Origin of the sequence: Georgenia satyanarayanai (assembly GCF_023715365.1) — a bacterium.
Classification (GTDB): Bacteria; Actinomycetota; Actinomycetes; order Actinomycetales; family Actinomycetaceae; genus Oceanitalea; species Oceanitalea satyanarayanai_B.
Genome location: NZ_JAMBNZ010000002.1, coordinates 147,356 through 160,807 on the forward strand (window position 1 = coordinate 147,356; position 13,452 = coordinate 160,807).

Below are 13,452 nucleotides of genomic sequence, written 5' to 3' on the forward strand. Positions count from 1 at the left end.
GTCGCGCCGAGCGCCGGCACGGGTCATGATGAGGACAGCCATTCCCGAGTCCCCTGGAGCAGCAGCTGTGTCCCAGCCCCACGACATCTCGACCACGCCGCAGTGGGCCGCCCTCGAGGAGCACGCCGACGCGACCGCCGGCACCACCCTGCGCGGACTCTTCGCCGCCGACCCGCAGCGCGGTGAGCGCCTCGCCCTGGAGGCCGGTGACCTCTACGTCGACTACTCCAAGAACGGGGTGACCGACGAGACCCTGCGTCTGCTCGTCGACCTCGCCCGCGCGGCCGGTGTTCCCGAGCGGACCGAGGCGATGTTCCGCGGGGAGCACATCAACACGACCGAGGACCGGGCCGTGCTCCACACGGCGCTGCGCGCGCCGCTGGACACCGAGCTCGTCGTCGACGGGCAGGACGTCATCGCCGACGTCCACGAGGTCCTGGACCGGATGGCGGCCTTCAGCGAGCAGGTGCGCAGCGGGCAGTGGCGCGGCCACACCGGCAAGCGCATCACCCGGGTCGTCAACATCGGCATCGGCGGCTCTGACCTCGGCCCGAAGATGGCGACGATCGCCCTCGCTCCCTACGCCGACCCCGCCATCACCTGCGAGTTCGTCTCCAACGTCGACGGCGACGACATCGCCCCCGTCCTCGCCGGCGCGGACCCGGAGGAGACCCTCTTCGTCGTCGCCTCGAAGACCTTCACGACGATCGAGACGATCACCAACGCGACGACCGCCCGAGAATGGCTCGTCGCCGCCCTCGGTGACCGCTCCGCCGTCGCCAAGCACTTCGTCGCGGTGTCGACGAACGGCGAGGAGGTCGCGGAGTTCGGTATCGACACCGCGAACATGTTCGGCTTCTGGGACTGGGTGGGCGGGCGGTACTCGATGACCTCCGCCGTCGGACTCTCGCTCATGATCTCCATCGGCCCGGACCACTACCGCGACATGCTCTCCGGGTTCCACGCGATGGACACCCACTTCCGCACCGCCCCGCTCGAGCGCAACCTGCCGGTCCTGCTCGCTCTCATCGGCGTGTGGCACCGCAACTTCCGCGGCTGCGCCACCCACGCGGTGCTCCCCTACAGCGAGTACCTCTCGCGTTTCCCGGCCTACCTCCAGCAGCTCGACATGGAGTCCAACGGCAAGTCCGTCACCCTCGACGGCGCACCCGTCTCCGTGCAGACGGGGCCGGTCGTGTGGGGCGAGCCGGGCACCAACGGCCAGCACGCCTTCTACCAGCTCATCCACCAGGGCACCCAGACGGTGCCGGCCGACCTCATCGGTTTCGTCCACCCCGCCGACGACGTCCCCGGCCACCACGACCAGCTCACCGCCAACCTCCTCGCCCAGGCCGAGGCGCTGGCCTTTGGCAAGACGGCAGAGGAGGTGCGCGAGGAGGGGGCAGCCGAGGAGCTCGTCGCGCACAAGACCTTCGCCGGGAACTCCCCCACGACGCTCGTCCTGGCGCCGCGGCTCACGCCCGCGGTCCTCGGTCAGCTCGTCGCGCTCTACGAGCACAAGGTCTTCGTCCAGGGCGTCGTGTGGGGCATCAACTCCTTCGACCAGTGGGGCGTGGAGCTGGGCAAGGTGCTCGCCAGGGCCATCGGGCCCGAGCTCAGCGCCGACGAGGAGCCCGAGCTCACGCACGACTCCTCGACCAATGCCCTCATCCGCCGCTACCGGCAGGCCCGCCGCGCCTGACGCCGGCGACACCCGGCTCTCCGCGAGAGCGGTCCCTCCTGCCGCGAGCCGGACCCGTCCGCGTCAGCCGAGCTGCTCGCGCACCCAGGCGATGTCGGTGCGGTGCTCCTCGGCGCCGCCGGGCGTCTCGACGACCACCGGTGCGCCGGCCTCGCGCAGCAGCGCGGCGAGGTCCTCGAGCGGGAGGCTGCCCTGGCCGAGGTTGGCGTGCCGGTCGGCGCCGGAGTCGAAGGCGTCACGGCTGTCGTTGGCGTGGACGAGGTCGATGCGGCCGGTCACGGCCCGCACCCGCTCGACGAGCCCGGCCAGCTCCTCGCCCCCGGCGTAGGCGTGGCAGGTGTCGAGGCAGAAGCCGACGTCCGCCCCGCCGTCGGCCTCCATCACCGCGCCCCACAGCTGCTCCAGGCGCTCCACGCCGCGCGCCATCGCGCGGGTGCCACCGGCCGTGTTCTCGATGAGGACCGGCACCTTGGCGTCGAGCTGGTCGATGCACTTGCGCCAGTTGTCGAAGCCGACGGCGGGGTCGTCGGTGGCCAGGACGTGCCCGCCGTGGACGATGATGCCGGCGGCGCCGATCTCGGCCGCGGCATCGACCTGCTTCTGCAGGAGCTTGCGGCTGGGGATGCGGATCCGGTTGTTCGTCGTCGCGACGTTGAGGACGTAGGGCGCGTGGACGTACAGGGCGATCCCGGCGTCGGTTGCCGCCGCCCGCAGGGCCTGGGCGCCGCCGGCGTAGCGGACCTCCGGTCCCTTCCACCCCTGGGGGTCCCCGAGGAAGAACTGCACCGCGTCCGCGCCGCGGGCCTGGGCCTCGGCGATCGGGTCGGTCTGGTCGACATGTGCTCCGACGACTGCCATGGGAACGACCCTAACCGGTGGCACCGACACCTCAGAGCCCGAGGACGGCGTGCGCGATCGTGAAGTAGATGACCAGACCGGTGGCGTCGCAGAAGGTCGTGATGAACGGGGTCGACACGACCGCGGGGTCCACGCCCGCAGCCCGGGCGACGAGCGGGGTCGTGCCGCCCACGGTCGCGGCCATCGTGCACACGGCCACGAGCGTGAGCCCGACGACGGTGCCGATGCCGGGCCCGTAGACGAGCGAGGCGACCGCCCACCCGAGCGAGCCCAGGACCGCCCCGAGCAGCAGTCCGGTCCGCAGCTCCTTGAACGCGACCCTGCCGATGTCCCGGGGGGCGGCCTCTCCCGTCGCCAGTGCCCGGGTGACCGTCGTCGCCGCCTGGGAGCCGGTGTTGCCACCGATCCCGGTGAGGAGTGGGATGAACAGCGCGAGGACGACGTGCTCGGCGAGCGTCCCCTCGAAGAGCTCCAGGACGTTGACGGTGAGGACCGCGGACAGTCCCAGGACGAGCAGCCACACGACCCTGGCCCGGGTGATGGCGCCCACGGAGGACAGCAGGTAGGGCCGGGCGAGCGGCTCGGCACCACCCGCGCGGGCGGCGTCCTCGTCGCCCGCTGCGGCGACGATCCGGGTGGCGTCGTCGACGGTGAGCAGGCCGACGAGGCGGCCCTCGCCGTCGACGACGGGCAGGGCGAGCACGCCCCGCGCGAGGCACCGCCTGGCGGCCTGCTCCGCGTCCTCCTCGGCGTGGGCGGCCATCGGCCGGGCGAGGTGGTCGGCGACGGTGTCGGAGGGGTCGTGGAGGAAGAGGTCGCGGAGGCTGACGACGCCGACGAGGCACCGCGAGTCGTCGACCACCGGCACCGTGTAGATCGTCTCCGAGCGGCGTCCCCGCTCCCGCACCCGCTCCAGTGCGTGCTGGAGCGTGTCCTCGGGGTGGACCTGGACGAACTGGGGGCTCATCCGGCGGCCCACCGAGCCGCGGGGGTACCCGAGGACGACGGCGGTGGCGGCGCGCGCGTCGTCGTCCACGTGGCGCAGCAGGCGGGTCGCGACGCCGGCTGGGAGCTCGTCGAGGAGCTCGACCCGGTCGTCGGGGTCCAGGGCGGCGAAGACACCGACGACCTCCTCCTCACCGAGGAGATGGATCAGCTCGTGCTGGGCGGGGGGCGTGAGGCCCTCGAAGACGGCGAGCGCCCGGCCCTTGGGGAGCAGGCGGAACGCGACGGCCGAGCTCTCCGGCTCCAACGTCGCGAGGGCGGCCGCCACCTCCTGGGGCGCTGCGCCGGCGAGGTGGGCGGCAGCCGCCGTGAGATCGTCTGCCTCCAGTGCGGCGACCAGGTCCGGCTTGAGCTCGTGCATGTACGCGCCTCCCACATCCCTCCGTGTCAGCGGAGACCAGCGGTCCACCCTACCGGTGCGCGTGGGCGCTCATCCGTACAGTGGGGCCACCGAGCCGACACCGACAAGGACACCGATGACCGCGACCGACGCCGCCCTGCTCACCGGGTTCCGCCTGCGCACCACCGAGCGGAACCTCGGGGTCTACGGGATCCACCTGTACCGCGAGGGCCACGAGCCGCTGGAGCACCGGTTCCGGAACGACGACCCCGTCCACCTCTGGTCCGGGTCCAAGACCTTCACCGCCGTCGCCGTCGGGATGGCGCAGGCCGAGGGTCTGCTGGATCTCGAGGACCCCGTCACCCGCTTCTTCCCAGGGCAGGCGCACGCGGACGGCGTCGAGGCGATGACGGTGCGCCACCTGCTCCAGATGACGAGCGGGAACACCTTCACCTGGTGGGGCCCGGGCCAGGCGGAGGAGACCGACCTCTTGGCCGGCTTCCTGCGCGCGGAGCTGGTCGCCGAGCCAGGCACGAGGTTCGAGTACTCCAACGGCTGCAGCTACGTGCTGAGCAGGATCATCCACGCCGTCAGCGGTGAGGACCTGCGCGACTTCCTCCTGCCCCGGCTCTTCGTGCCGCTCGGCATCGGCAACCCGCAGTGGATGCGCTGCCCCCGGGGGCTTCAGCCAGGGCGGGGTGGGGCTGCACCTGCGCACGAGCGAGTACGCACGGCTGGGCCGCCTGCTTCTGCAGGAGGGTCGGTGGGAAGGTGCACAGCTGGTCCCGGCCGCCTACGTGGAGCGCATGCACACCGACCTCGTGGACAGCTCGAGCTTCTCCCAGGACCCCGACTCCCGCGCCGGCTACGGCTACCAGGTGTGGGCCTGCACGCCCGACGGCGCGTGGCGGGCTGACGGCAAGTACGGCCAGTTCTCGGTCGTCCTACCCCGTCACCGGGCCGCCGTCACCATCACCGCGCACCACGAGGGTGCGGCCAACGACATCCTCCGCGCCGTCTGGGACGAGCTCCTCCCGCTGCTGCCCGTCCGCTGAGGCGCACCGGCGCGCCGCCTCAGGGCGCGGGTGCGCCGGCCGATACTGGGATCGACACCTGCCGACCTGACGCCTCGTCGGTCGAGCGCCCTGCGTGAGAGCGAGCCCGTGGACGACGCACGACCCCCTGCCCACCCTGCCGGCACGCCACGGGGCCTCACGGCCTGGATCGTCGGTCTCGGTCTCACCCTCCTCGCGGGGTGCGGCGCGGTCGGCTCGGCCGAGCCCCTCGCTGCGCCACCGGCGCCGGCCGCCGCCGAGCCGGCGCCCGAGGCCGCGGCCCCCGGCGCCGAGCCGGGTGAGTCGCCCTCCCCCACGCCCGGCGCCGCCGCGGAGGCGACACGCGCGCCGGGTGAGCCGGCGCCCGGCACCGCCCTCGCCGCCGCGCACGAGCTCGAGGTCAAGGGCCGCGCCCCTCGCGCCGGCTACGAGCGCGAGCTCTTCGGCAGCGGGTGGGTCGACACCGACCGCAACGGCTGCGACACCCGCAACGACATCCTCGCCCGCGACCTCACCGGGCTCACCTACCGGCCGGGCACCCGGGACTGCGTCGTGACGTCCGGGACGCTGGCCGACCCGTTCAGCGGGGAGACGATCGTCTTCGTCCGCGGCAACGAGACGAGCACCGCCGTCCAGATCGACCACGTCGTCGCCCTGTCCGACGCCTGGCAGAAGGGCGCTCAACGGTGGGACGGCGAGACCCGCGTGCGCTTCGCCAACGACCCCCTCAACCTCCTCGCCGTGGACGGCCCCCTCAACGGGCAGAAGGGCGACGGCGACACCGCCACCTGGCTGCCCCCGAACCGTGCGTTCCGCTGCGAGTACGTCGCGCGGCAGGTGGGGGTCAAGCACTCCTACGGCCTGTGGGTGACCCTGGCCGAGCAGGACGCCATGGTGCGGGTGCTCACCAGCTGTCCGGACGAGCCGCTCCCCACCGGCGCCGCCCCGGAGGTGACGGCCCCCGCGCCCGGCATGCCTGCCGCACCCGGCGACGACATTCCCTACGCCTCCTGCCGCGAGGCGCGCGCGGCCGGGGCCGCGCCCGTCCGCGTGGGCGATCCGGGCTACGGCCACCACCTCGACGGCGACGGCGACGGCGTGGGCTGCGAGTGACCTGACCGCGGCACTGCCCGCACCCTTCCGGAGCGCGACGCTCGCGGGTAACATCCCGCATCCCTGGAAAGAAACACGTGCTGCCTACCGTCGCGTCTCAAGCGCAGCGCGTCTGCGCCGCTGACGTCGACCCGGAAGGCAGGACCCATGCCACCCAGACCTCGCCGAGCTGCGATCGCCGCACCCCTGTGCGCCGGCCTGCTCGTCCTCAGTGCCGCCCCCGCGCTCGCCGCGCCCGAGACCACCGGAGTCAGCCTCACCGTGCCCGCCACCGCGGCCGTCGGGGACACCATCGGCCTCGGGCTCGAGCTCGGCGAGACGGCCGACGTCTACGCCTACGCCCTCACCGTCGAGGTGGACCCCGACGTCCTCGCCGTCGTCCCCGACAGTGCCACCGGCCCGAGCGGCGGCTTCGACAGCACCGAGGTCACCGGACCGGACGCGACCGTCGTCCACAGCCGCCTCGGCAGCTCCCCCGCCCTCGCCGGTGACCTCGCTGCAGGCGTGGAGCTCACCGCCGTGGGCCCCGGCACGACGACCGTCGAGGTGTCCGTCGAGCTCGTTGCCGCCGACGGCACGACGACCACCGTGCCAGCCGTCGCGAGCACGGAGGTCGTCGTCGCCGCGCCCGTCCCCACGCCCACCGAGCCGGAGCCCACCGAGCCCGAGCCCTCACCCACCGAGTCCGCACCCACGCCGTCGCCCACGGACGAGGACGACGGCGCCCCCGCGCACACCGCCGCACCGCCCGCCCACGGCGGTGGCTCGCTCCCGTCGACCGGCCTCGACGCCCTCGGGCTCGGCGCGGCCGCGGCCGTGCTTGCCGCGATCGGTGGCGCCGCCCTGCTGGTCCGTCGCCGGACAGGGGGCGCACTGTGAGCACCCGCCGCCGCACCCTCGCCGCCGTCCCCGCCGTGGGGGCGCTCGTCCTCACCGGCGCCGCGCTTGCCCAGGCCCAGCCCCTCGAGGCCGAAATGCTGGTCCTGCCGCCCTTCCACTCCGAGCTTGACCTCACCGGCGACGGCCAGGTCACCCCGGAGGACCTTGACCTGGTGGCCGGGCACCTCGGCTCCCCGGCCGAGGTCGCCCCCTGGGGCGAGGTCGCCGACACCGACGGCGACGGCACGCTCACCCTCACCGACCTCGCCGCCGTCTCCCAGCGGATCGTCTACGACGACGGTCCCTTCGAGATCGTCGAGGCCTCGGTCCTCGACATGCAGGCCGCGATGAACGCGGGTGTCACGACCTCGGTCGCCCTCACCGCGGAGTATCTCGAGCGCATCGCGGCGTACGACCGCACGCTCGTCGACCCCGAGACCGGCGGCCGGCCGCTCAACTCGGTCATCACGACGAACGACGCCGCCCTGGACGCCGCGGCCGCCGCGGACGCGCAGCGTGCCTCGGACGGGATGACGAGCTTGCTCCTCGGGGTGCCCGTGGCAGTCAAGGACAACGTCAACACCCGCGACATGCCCACCACGGGCGGCTGCGGCTGCTGGGAGGACAACTTCACCGGCACCGACGCCTTCATGGTCGAGGGGCTGCGCGAGGAGGGCGCGGTCATTCTCGCCAAGGCGAGCCTCGACGAGTTCGCGTACGGCTTCGCCTCGGAGTTCTCCACGGGCGTCGAGCCCGGCGCCACGCTCCTCGTCGCCAGCCCCTACCGCACGAGCCGGACCGCCGGCGGTTCCAGCGGCGGGACGGGCGCTGCCCTGGCCGCCAACCTCGCCGGGATCGGCTTCGGCACGGACACCGGGGGCTCGATTCGCGTCCCGGCGTCCTACAACCAGCTCGTCGGCGTCCGCCCGACCGTCGGGCTCGTGAGCCGCGACGGGATCATCCCGCTCGCCCTCAGCCAGGACACCGCCGGCCCGATCACCCGCAGCGTCACCGACGCCGCCGTGGCCCTGGACGCCGTCGTCGGCATCGACCCGGTCGACCCGGTGACCGCCGGGCAGGCCGGCAAGGTCCCGGCCTCCTACGCCGCCTCCCTCGACGACGACGCCCTCGACGGCGCGCGGATCGGCTACCTCCCGTCGATGGTCGGCACCAACCCCACGACCGTCCGCCTCTTCGCCGAGGCTCGGGCCACGCTCGAGGAGCAGGGCGCGACGGTCGTGGAGCTGGAGCCGCCGGCCGGTCTCGCCGCCGTCCTGGGTGAGCCCAGCGGGAGCACCAACGAGTTCCGCCACGACCTCGAGAGCTACGTGGAGAACCACCTCCCGCCGCAGGTGACGGCGCGCAGCATCGAGGACATCCTCGCGACGGGCCACTACGTCACCTCCCGCCAGCGGACGTACGAGCAGCGGGCGGCGGTGTCCGAGGAGACCTACGAGGCGTGGGCCGGCCCCGAGGGCAGCCACACCCTGGCCCTGGCACAGGGCAAGGAGCTGGTCACCGGGCTGCTCGAGGAGCACGGGCTCGACGCCCTCGTCTACCCCACCGGCACGCCGTACGGCACGCAGGGCACGAACCTGCGGCTGAGCCCGAACACCGGGATGCCCGCGCTGAGCGTGCCGATGGGGCAGGCCACCGCGGAGGACGGCACGGTGCCCGGCGCGGGCGTCAACCTCGAGCTTCTCGGCCGTGACTACGCCGAGGGCACACTGCTGGGCCTGGCCTACGCCTTCGAGCAGGTGACCCAGGCGCGCACCTCCCCGGCGCTCTACGGCCGGCTCGGGTAACGGGCCTCGCGTCGTCGCCTGGTCCCGCAGCACCGTGAGGTCGGCGTACCGCGAGGAGAAGTGGCTGAGGAGGAGCGTGCGCGCTCCCCCGGCGGCGGCCAGCGCACCGGCCTGCCCGGCGGTGAGGTGGCGGTACTCGCGGGCGAGCCCGGCGTCCTCGTCGGAGAAGGTCGACTCGGCGACGAGGAGGTCGGCGCCCTCGGCGAGCTCCTCGGCCCCGGCGCACGGCGCGGTGTCCATGACGAAGGCGAAGCGCTGTCCGCGGCGGGGCACGCTCACGTCCTCGAGCGCCACCCCGCCCACGCGGCCCTCCCGCTGGAGCCGCCCGACGTCCGGGCCGCTGAGCCCCGCGGCGGCGAGCCGCTCCGGCAGCAGTGTGCGCCCGTCGGGCTCGACGAGGCGGTAGCCGTAGGTCTCGACCCGGTGGTGCAGCGGCCGCACCTCGAGGCCCGGCGCCACCTCCCCGGCCGCTCCGTGCGGGTGGAGGTGCAGGTCCAGCCCGGGCGTCGCGACGGAGACGAGCGCCCGGACCACCTCCTCCCCGCTCGTCGGGTAGTGGAGGTGGACGGGGTGCGTGACGCCGTCGAGCACCATCCGCGACAGCACGCCGGGCAGGCCGTAGCAGTGGTCGCCGTGGACGTGCGTGAGGCAGATGTGGTGGACGTGCGTGGCCGACACCCCGGCGTGGATCATCTGCCGCTGCGTACCCTCGCCCGGGTCGAGGAGGTAGCCGCGCCCGTCCCACAGGAGCAGGTAGCCGTTGTGGTTGCGGGTGCGGGTGGGCACCTGGGAGGCCGTGCCGAGGACGACGAGCTCACGCACGGCCGGCCGCCGGGGGGCGGGAGGTCATGCCTTTGGATCGTCGTGGTGGAGTGCTCCGCATCGCTCGGCCTACCTCGGGCGGCGCGCCACGGCGAGGAACACCGAGTAGGTGACGCCCTCGCGGTCGATCGTGCCGCAGTCGCGCACGGCGACGTCGACGAGCCCCGCCGCCTCGAGCCGTGCGGTCAGCTCGTCCCGGTCGAAGCCGTCGTGGCCGTCGAAGTCGTGCTGGTGGAACTGGCCGTGCTGCGCACGGTCCAGGTCCGCGATGCACAGGTGGGCACCCGGCGCGAGCATCTCGGCCAGTCCGGCCAGGACCCGGTCCAGCGCCCGCACGTGGTGCAGGACGAGGGAGGCGACGGCGAGGTCGAAGCGCTCGCCCGGCACGTCGTCGGTCTCGAGGTCGAGGTCCCAGACCCGTCCGTCCGGGAGGCGCCCCGAGGCCACCTTCTCCGCGAGCACCGTCCGCATGCCGGCGGAGCTGTCCGCGAGTGTGGCCGGACCGACGCGCGCGCCGAGTGCCTCGGAGACGAGGCCGGTCCCGGCACCGTACTCGAGCAGCCGTGTGCTCGGGTGCAGCGGGACCGCGGCCGCGACGGCCTCGGCCACCTCCCGGGCGCGCTCCACCTTGGCAGGGTCGCGGTCCCAGTCGACCGCCTTGTCGTCGAAGTTTCCCATGGCTCCAGCGTGGCACACGCAAGGCCCGAGATACCCGACCACCGACCGCGCGCGACCGATAGCCTCAGGGGCACGCCGGCCGAGCGTGCCGGGCACCGCCGACCAAGGAGCACACGCGTGACCACGAGCGACCTGCAGGACTTCGTCGTCGGCCTGCCGAAGGCGGAGCTGCACCTGCACATCGAGGGCACCCTGGAGCCCGAGCTGAAGTTCGCCCTCGCCCAGCGCAACGGGATCGAGCTCGAGCACGACTCCGCGGAGGAGGTCCGCGCCTCCTACCACTTCGACTCGCTCTCCTCCTTCCTCACGGTCTACTACGAGTCGATGCGGGTGCTCGTCACTCCTGACGACTTCTACGACCTCGCGACGGCGTACCTCACCAAGGCGGCGAGTCAGAACGTCCGTTACGCCGAGATCTTCTTCGACCCCCAGGCCCACACCTCCCGCGGCGTGCCCTTCGGCACGGTCATCGGTGGCCTGCGCCGGGCGCTGGTCGACGCGCGCCGAGACCTCGGCATCCACGCCGAGCTCATCATGTGCTTCCTACGTGACTTCACCGCCGAGCACGCGATGAGCACCCTCATGGAGTCCCTGCCCTACCGCGACTGGATCCTCGGCGTCGGCCTCGACTCCGACGAGCGCGGCAACCCGCCCGCGAAGTTCGCCGCCGTCTTCGCGCGCGCCCGCCAGGAGGGTTTCCTCCTCACGATGCACTGCGACATCGACCAGGAGGGCACCCACGAGCACATCCGCCAGGTGATCGAGGACATCCGGGTGGACCGGATCGACCACGGGTCCAACGCCTTCGAGCGCCCCGAGCTCGTCGCGGCGATCAAGGAGCGCGGCCTCGGCCTCACGTGCTGCCCGATCTCCAACGGCTGGGTCGTCGACGGCATCAAGGAGACCGAGATCGTCGGCCTGCTCGAGCAGGGAGTCAAGGTCACCCTCAACTCCGACGACCCGGCCTACTTCGGCGGGTACGTCGCGGAGAACTACGTGCGCCTCGCCGAGGTCGCCGGCCTGGGCCGTGAGCAGCTCGTCCGGCTCGCCCGCAACTCCTTCGACATCGCCTGGCTCAGCAGCCGGGAGCGCGAGCAGTACCTCGCCGAGCTCGAGGCCTACGCCGCCGGCGCCTGACCGGCGAAGGCGCCCCGGCCGCCGGGGTCCGGTGCGGCTGAAGCGCTCGGTGATCCGGCGGTGGGTGACGGAGAGGGCGAGCTTCCCGGCAGCGACCTCGGTCGGGTCGCCGGTGACGCGGTGCGGCCCGCGGCCAGGGCCCGCGTCCACCGGCCGCAACATGTGTTTGAGTCGTACTTTTCGCTCATCCCGAGGCGTGGGAAAGGGCGACGAATGAGCGGGAAGTGCGACGCAAGCGGTGAGGGCGTCGCGCCCCGGGGGGCGCGGGGCGTCGCGCCCCGGGGGGCGGGGGGCGCGGGGGCGGGTCAGTGTTTGCGGGCTTGTAGGAGCTTGCGCGCGCCCGCGAGCGCGGCGGCTCCCGCCAGCACCCAGGGCCCGGCGACGAGGACCGGGTCGATCCACTGGTGCTTGGCGTCCACCCGCTTGCTCTCCCGACGGGCGGCGAGGCCGTCGTGGGTGAGCTCGGTCCGGAGTCCGGTCTCGGTGACCGGGTTGTCGGGCCGGCCGCTCGCGAGGGACCTCACGTGGCTCTCGATCGCGTCGACCCGGTCCGCGGCGATGAGGAGCAGCCAGTGCGCGGCGCGCGCCTCGCTGTACCGCTCGTAGGAGTGGCCGCGGATGGCGCCCGACAGGCCGTGCAGCGGCGCGACCGTGCCGAAGACCGGGGTGAGCCTCATGTGCTCGATGGACCGCTCGCGGGGGTAGGTCTCCTCCTGCTGCTCGGGCAGGTCCCAGTGTGCGCCGGTCGGCTCGTCGCGCTCCTTGGGGAAGGAGGGCCGGTCGGCGGGGTCGAGGTCGACGCCCCACCCGGGGATCCGGGCGCGCAGCTCCTCGGCCGAGGGCACGGGCGGTGCGGCGGAGGTGTAGACGGGGATGCGCTCGCTCATGGTGTGTCTCCTCTCAGCTCGCGCTGGGCACGATCAGGGGCTTGATGCAGCCGTCGAGCTTGGCCGAGAAGAGGTGGTAGCCCTCGGCGATGTGCTCGAGCGGGATGCGGTGGGTGACGATCTCGCTGGGCTTGAGGTGCCCGTTCCTGATGTGCTCGAACAGCCGCGGCCACTGCCGCTTGACCGGCGCCTGGTTCATCCGCAGGGTGAGGCCCTTGTTGAGGGCGTCGCCGAACTTCACGGCGTTGAAGATGGGGCCGTAGGCGCCCATGACGGAGACCGTGCCGCCCTTGCGCACGCCGTCGATGGCCCAGTTGAGTGCCACCGGTGAGCCGCCCTGGAGCTTGAGCTTGGCCGAGGTGACGTGCTGGAGGAAGCTGCCGTCCGCCTCGGCGCCCACGGCGTCGATGGCGACGTCGGCGCCCAGCCCGTCGGTGGTGCGCTTGAGGTGGACGACGACGTCGTCGAGCTCGGCGAAGTTCACCGTCTCCGCGTAGGCGAAGGTGCGGGCCTTCTCGAGCCGGTACTCGAGGTGGTCGATGACGATGACCCGCGCGGCGCCCATGAACCACGCCGTCCTGGCGGCGATGAGACCGATGGGGCCGGCGCCGAAGACCGCGACGGTGTCGCCCTCGCGGATCTCTCCCAGCTGGGCACCGAAGTAGCCGGTGGCGACGGCGTCGGTGAGGAGCACGGCGTCCTCGTCGTCCATCCAGTCCGGGATGATCGTCGGGCCGACGTCGGCGAAGGGCACCCGCACGTACTCGGCCTGGCCGCCGTCATAGCCGCCGGTGGTGTGGGAGTAGCCGTAGATCCCGCCGACGGCGGTCGCGTTGGGGTTGACGTTGTGGCAGTTCGACAGCAGCCCACGGGAGCAGAAGTAGCACGAGCCGCACGAGATGTTGAAGGGCACCATGACGCGATCCCCCGGCTTGAGGTTCTGCACCGAGGAGCCGACCTCGTGGACGACGCCGATGAACTCGTGACCGAAGGTGGTCCCGACCCGCGTGTCCGGCATCATGCCGTGGTAGAGGTGCAGGTCGGAGCCGCAGATGGCGGCCAGCTGGACCTTGATGATCGCGTCGTTCGGGTGCTCGACCCGGGGGATGTCCTTCTCCTCCACGCGGATCTTGTACGGGCCGCGGTAGACCATCGCGCGCACGGTCGTCTC

Annotated in this window: 12 protein-coding genes and 1 pseudogene; 7 read left to right on the plus strand and 6 right to left on the minus strand. The window is 72.9% G+C overall.

Annotated elements, in window-relative coordinates; all coding sequences use genetic code 11:
• Positions 1–28: 28 nt before the first annotated feature.
• Complete coding sequence (pgi, locus tag M3148_RS02915) at positions 29–1,702, plus strand: glucose-6-phosphate isomerase (RefSeq protein WP_440136888.1); 1,674 nt, start codon at positions 29–31, stop codon at positions 1,700–1,702.
• A gap of 63 nt (positions 1,703–1,765) precedes the next feature.
• Here pgi and M3148_RS02920 read toward each other — a convergent pair whose 3' ends face one another.
• Both M3148_RS02920 and mgtE read right to left on the minus strand, forming a co-directional pair.
• Positions 1,766–2,560 carry a deoxyribonuclease IV gene (locus tag M3148_RS02920; RefSeq protein WP_251303147.1) on the minus strand — a complete coding sequence of 265 codons (795 nt, stop codon included), beginning with the start codon at positions 2,558–2,560 and terminating at the stop codon, positions 1,766–1,768.
• A gap of 31 nt (positions 2,561–2,591) precedes the next feature.
• Complete coding sequence (gene mgtE, locus M3148_RS02925; RefSeq protein ID WP_251303148.1) at positions 2,592–3,926, minus strand: magnesium transporter; 1,335 nt, start codon at positions 3,924–3,926, stop codon at positions 2,592–2,594.
• A gap of 115 nt (positions 3,927–4,041) precedes the next feature.
• Between mgtE and M3148_RS02930 the strand changes: the two genes are divergently transcribed.
• The 5 genes from M3148_RS02930 to M3148_RS02950 all read left to right on the plus strand — a co-directional run bounded on the left by M3148_RS02930 (position 4,042) and on the right by M3148_RS02950 (position 8,757).
• Positions 4,042–4,821 carry a serine hydrolase domain-containing protein gene (locus tag M3148_RS02930; RefSeq protein WP_251303149.1) on the plus strand — a complete coding sequence of 260 codons (780 nt, stop codon included), beginning with the start codon at positions 4,042–4,044 and terminating at the stop codon, positions 4,819–4,821.
• Positions 4,784–4,960 (plus strand): hypothetical protein, encoded by a 177-nt coding sequence (locus M3148_RS02935; RefSeq protein WP_251303150.1) that lies wholly within the window; start codon positions 4,784–4,786, stop codon positions 4,958–4,960. The genes M3148_RS02930 and M3148_RS02935 overlap by 38 nt, the downstream gene beginning before the upstream one ends.
• Before the next feature lie 108 nt (positions 4,961–5,068).
• Positions 5,069–6,073, plus strand: a complete 1,005-nt coding sequence (locus M3148_RS02940; protein WP_251303151.1) for a GmrSD restriction endonuclease domain-containing protein — start codon at positions 5,069–5,071, stop codon at positions 6,071–6,073.
• 147 nt (positions 6,074–6,220) lie between these two features.
• The gene (locus tag M3148_RS02945) at positions 6,221–6,952 is read left to right on the plus strand and encodes a hypothetical protein (RefSeq protein WP_251303152.1); all 732 of its coding nucleotides are present in this window, start codon (positions 6,221–6,223) and stop codon (positions 6,950–6,952) included.
• A complete protein-coding gene (locus M3148_RS02950; RefSeq protein WP_251303153.1) occupies positions 6,949–8,757 on the plus strand; it encodes an amidase family protein in 1,809 nt (602 codons plus the stop codon). Before M3148_RS02945 ends, M3148_RS02950 begins: the two co-directional genes overlap by 4 nt.
• Before the next feature lie 6 nt (positions 8,758–8,763).
• On the opposite strand, the pseudogene M3148_RS02955 reads toward M3148_RS02950, so the two are convergent.
• Positions 8,764–9,579 (minus strand): annotated as a pseudogene (locus tag M3148_RS02955) (ribonuclease Z); the annotation flags it as partial.
• A gap of 69 nt (positions 9,580–9,648) precedes the next feature.
• Complete coding sequence (locus tag M3148_RS02960) at positions 9,649–10,257, minus strand: class I SAM-dependent DNA methyltransferase (RefSeq protein WP_251303154.1); 609 nt, start codon at positions 10,255–10,257, stop codon at positions 9,649–9,651.
• Positions 10,258–10,374: 117 nt separating this feature from the next.
• On the opposite strand from M3148_RS02960, the gene M3148_RS02965 reads away from it, so the two are divergent.
• The gene (locus M3148_RS02965) at positions 10,375–11,394 is read left to right on the plus strand and encodes an adenosine deaminase (RefSeq protein ID WP_251303155.1); all 1,020 of its coding nucleotides are present in this window, start codon (positions 10,375–10,377) and stop codon (positions 11,392–11,394) included.
• Between the two features lie 305 nt (positions 11,395–11,699).
• Here M3148_RS02965 and M3148_RS02970 read toward each other — a convergent pair whose 3' ends face one another.
• Together M3148_RS02970 and M3148_RS02975 are read right to left on the minus strand one after the other, a co-directional pair.
• Entirely contained in the window at positions 11,700–12,281 is a 582-nt protein-coding gene (locus tag M3148_RS02970; RefSeq protein ID WP_251303156.1) for a hypothetical protein, read from the minus strand.
• A 13-nt stretch (positions 12,282–12,294) separates the two neighbouring features.
• Positions 12,295–13,443, minus strand: a complete 1,149-nt coding sequence (locus tag M3148_RS02975) for a zinc-dependent alcohol dehydrogenase (RefSeq protein ID WP_251303375.1) — start codon at positions 13,441–13,443, stop codon at positions 12,295–12,297.
• Positions 13,444–13,452: the final 9 nt, after the last annotated feature.

What these genes read in the sequence shown, in the direction of transcription:
- pgi (WP_440136888.1), top strand. Translation starts at nt 29, where the DNA reads ATGAGGACAGCCATTCCCGAGTCCCCTGGAGCAGCAGCTGTGTCCCAG.
- M3148_RS02920 (WP_251303147.1), bottom strand. Translation starts at nt 2,560, where the DNA reads ATGGCAGTCGTCGGAGCACATGTCGACCAGACCGACCCGATCGCCGAG.
- mgtE (WP_251303148.1), bottom strand. Translation starts at nt 3,926, where the DNA reads ATGCACGAGCTCAAGCCGGACCTGGTCGCCGCACTGGAGGCAGACGAT.
- M3148_RS02930 (WP_251303149.1), top strand. Translation starts at nt 4,042, where the DNA reads ATGACCGCGACCGACGCCGCCCTGCTCACCGGGTTCCGCCTGCGCACC.
- M3148_RS02945 (WP_251303152.1), top strand. Translation starts at nt 6,221, where the DNA reads ATGCCACCCAGACCTCGCCGAGCTGCGATCGCCGCACCCCTGTGCGCC.
- M3148_RS02960 (WP_251303154.1), bottom strand. Translation starts at nt 10,257, where the DNA reads ATGGGAAACTTCGACGACAAGGCGGTCGACTGGGACCGCGACCCTGCC.
- M3148_RS02970 (WP_251303156.1), bottom strand. Translation starts at nt 12,281, where the DNA reads ATGAGCGAGCGCATCCCCGTCTACACCTCCGCCGCACCGCCCGTGCCC.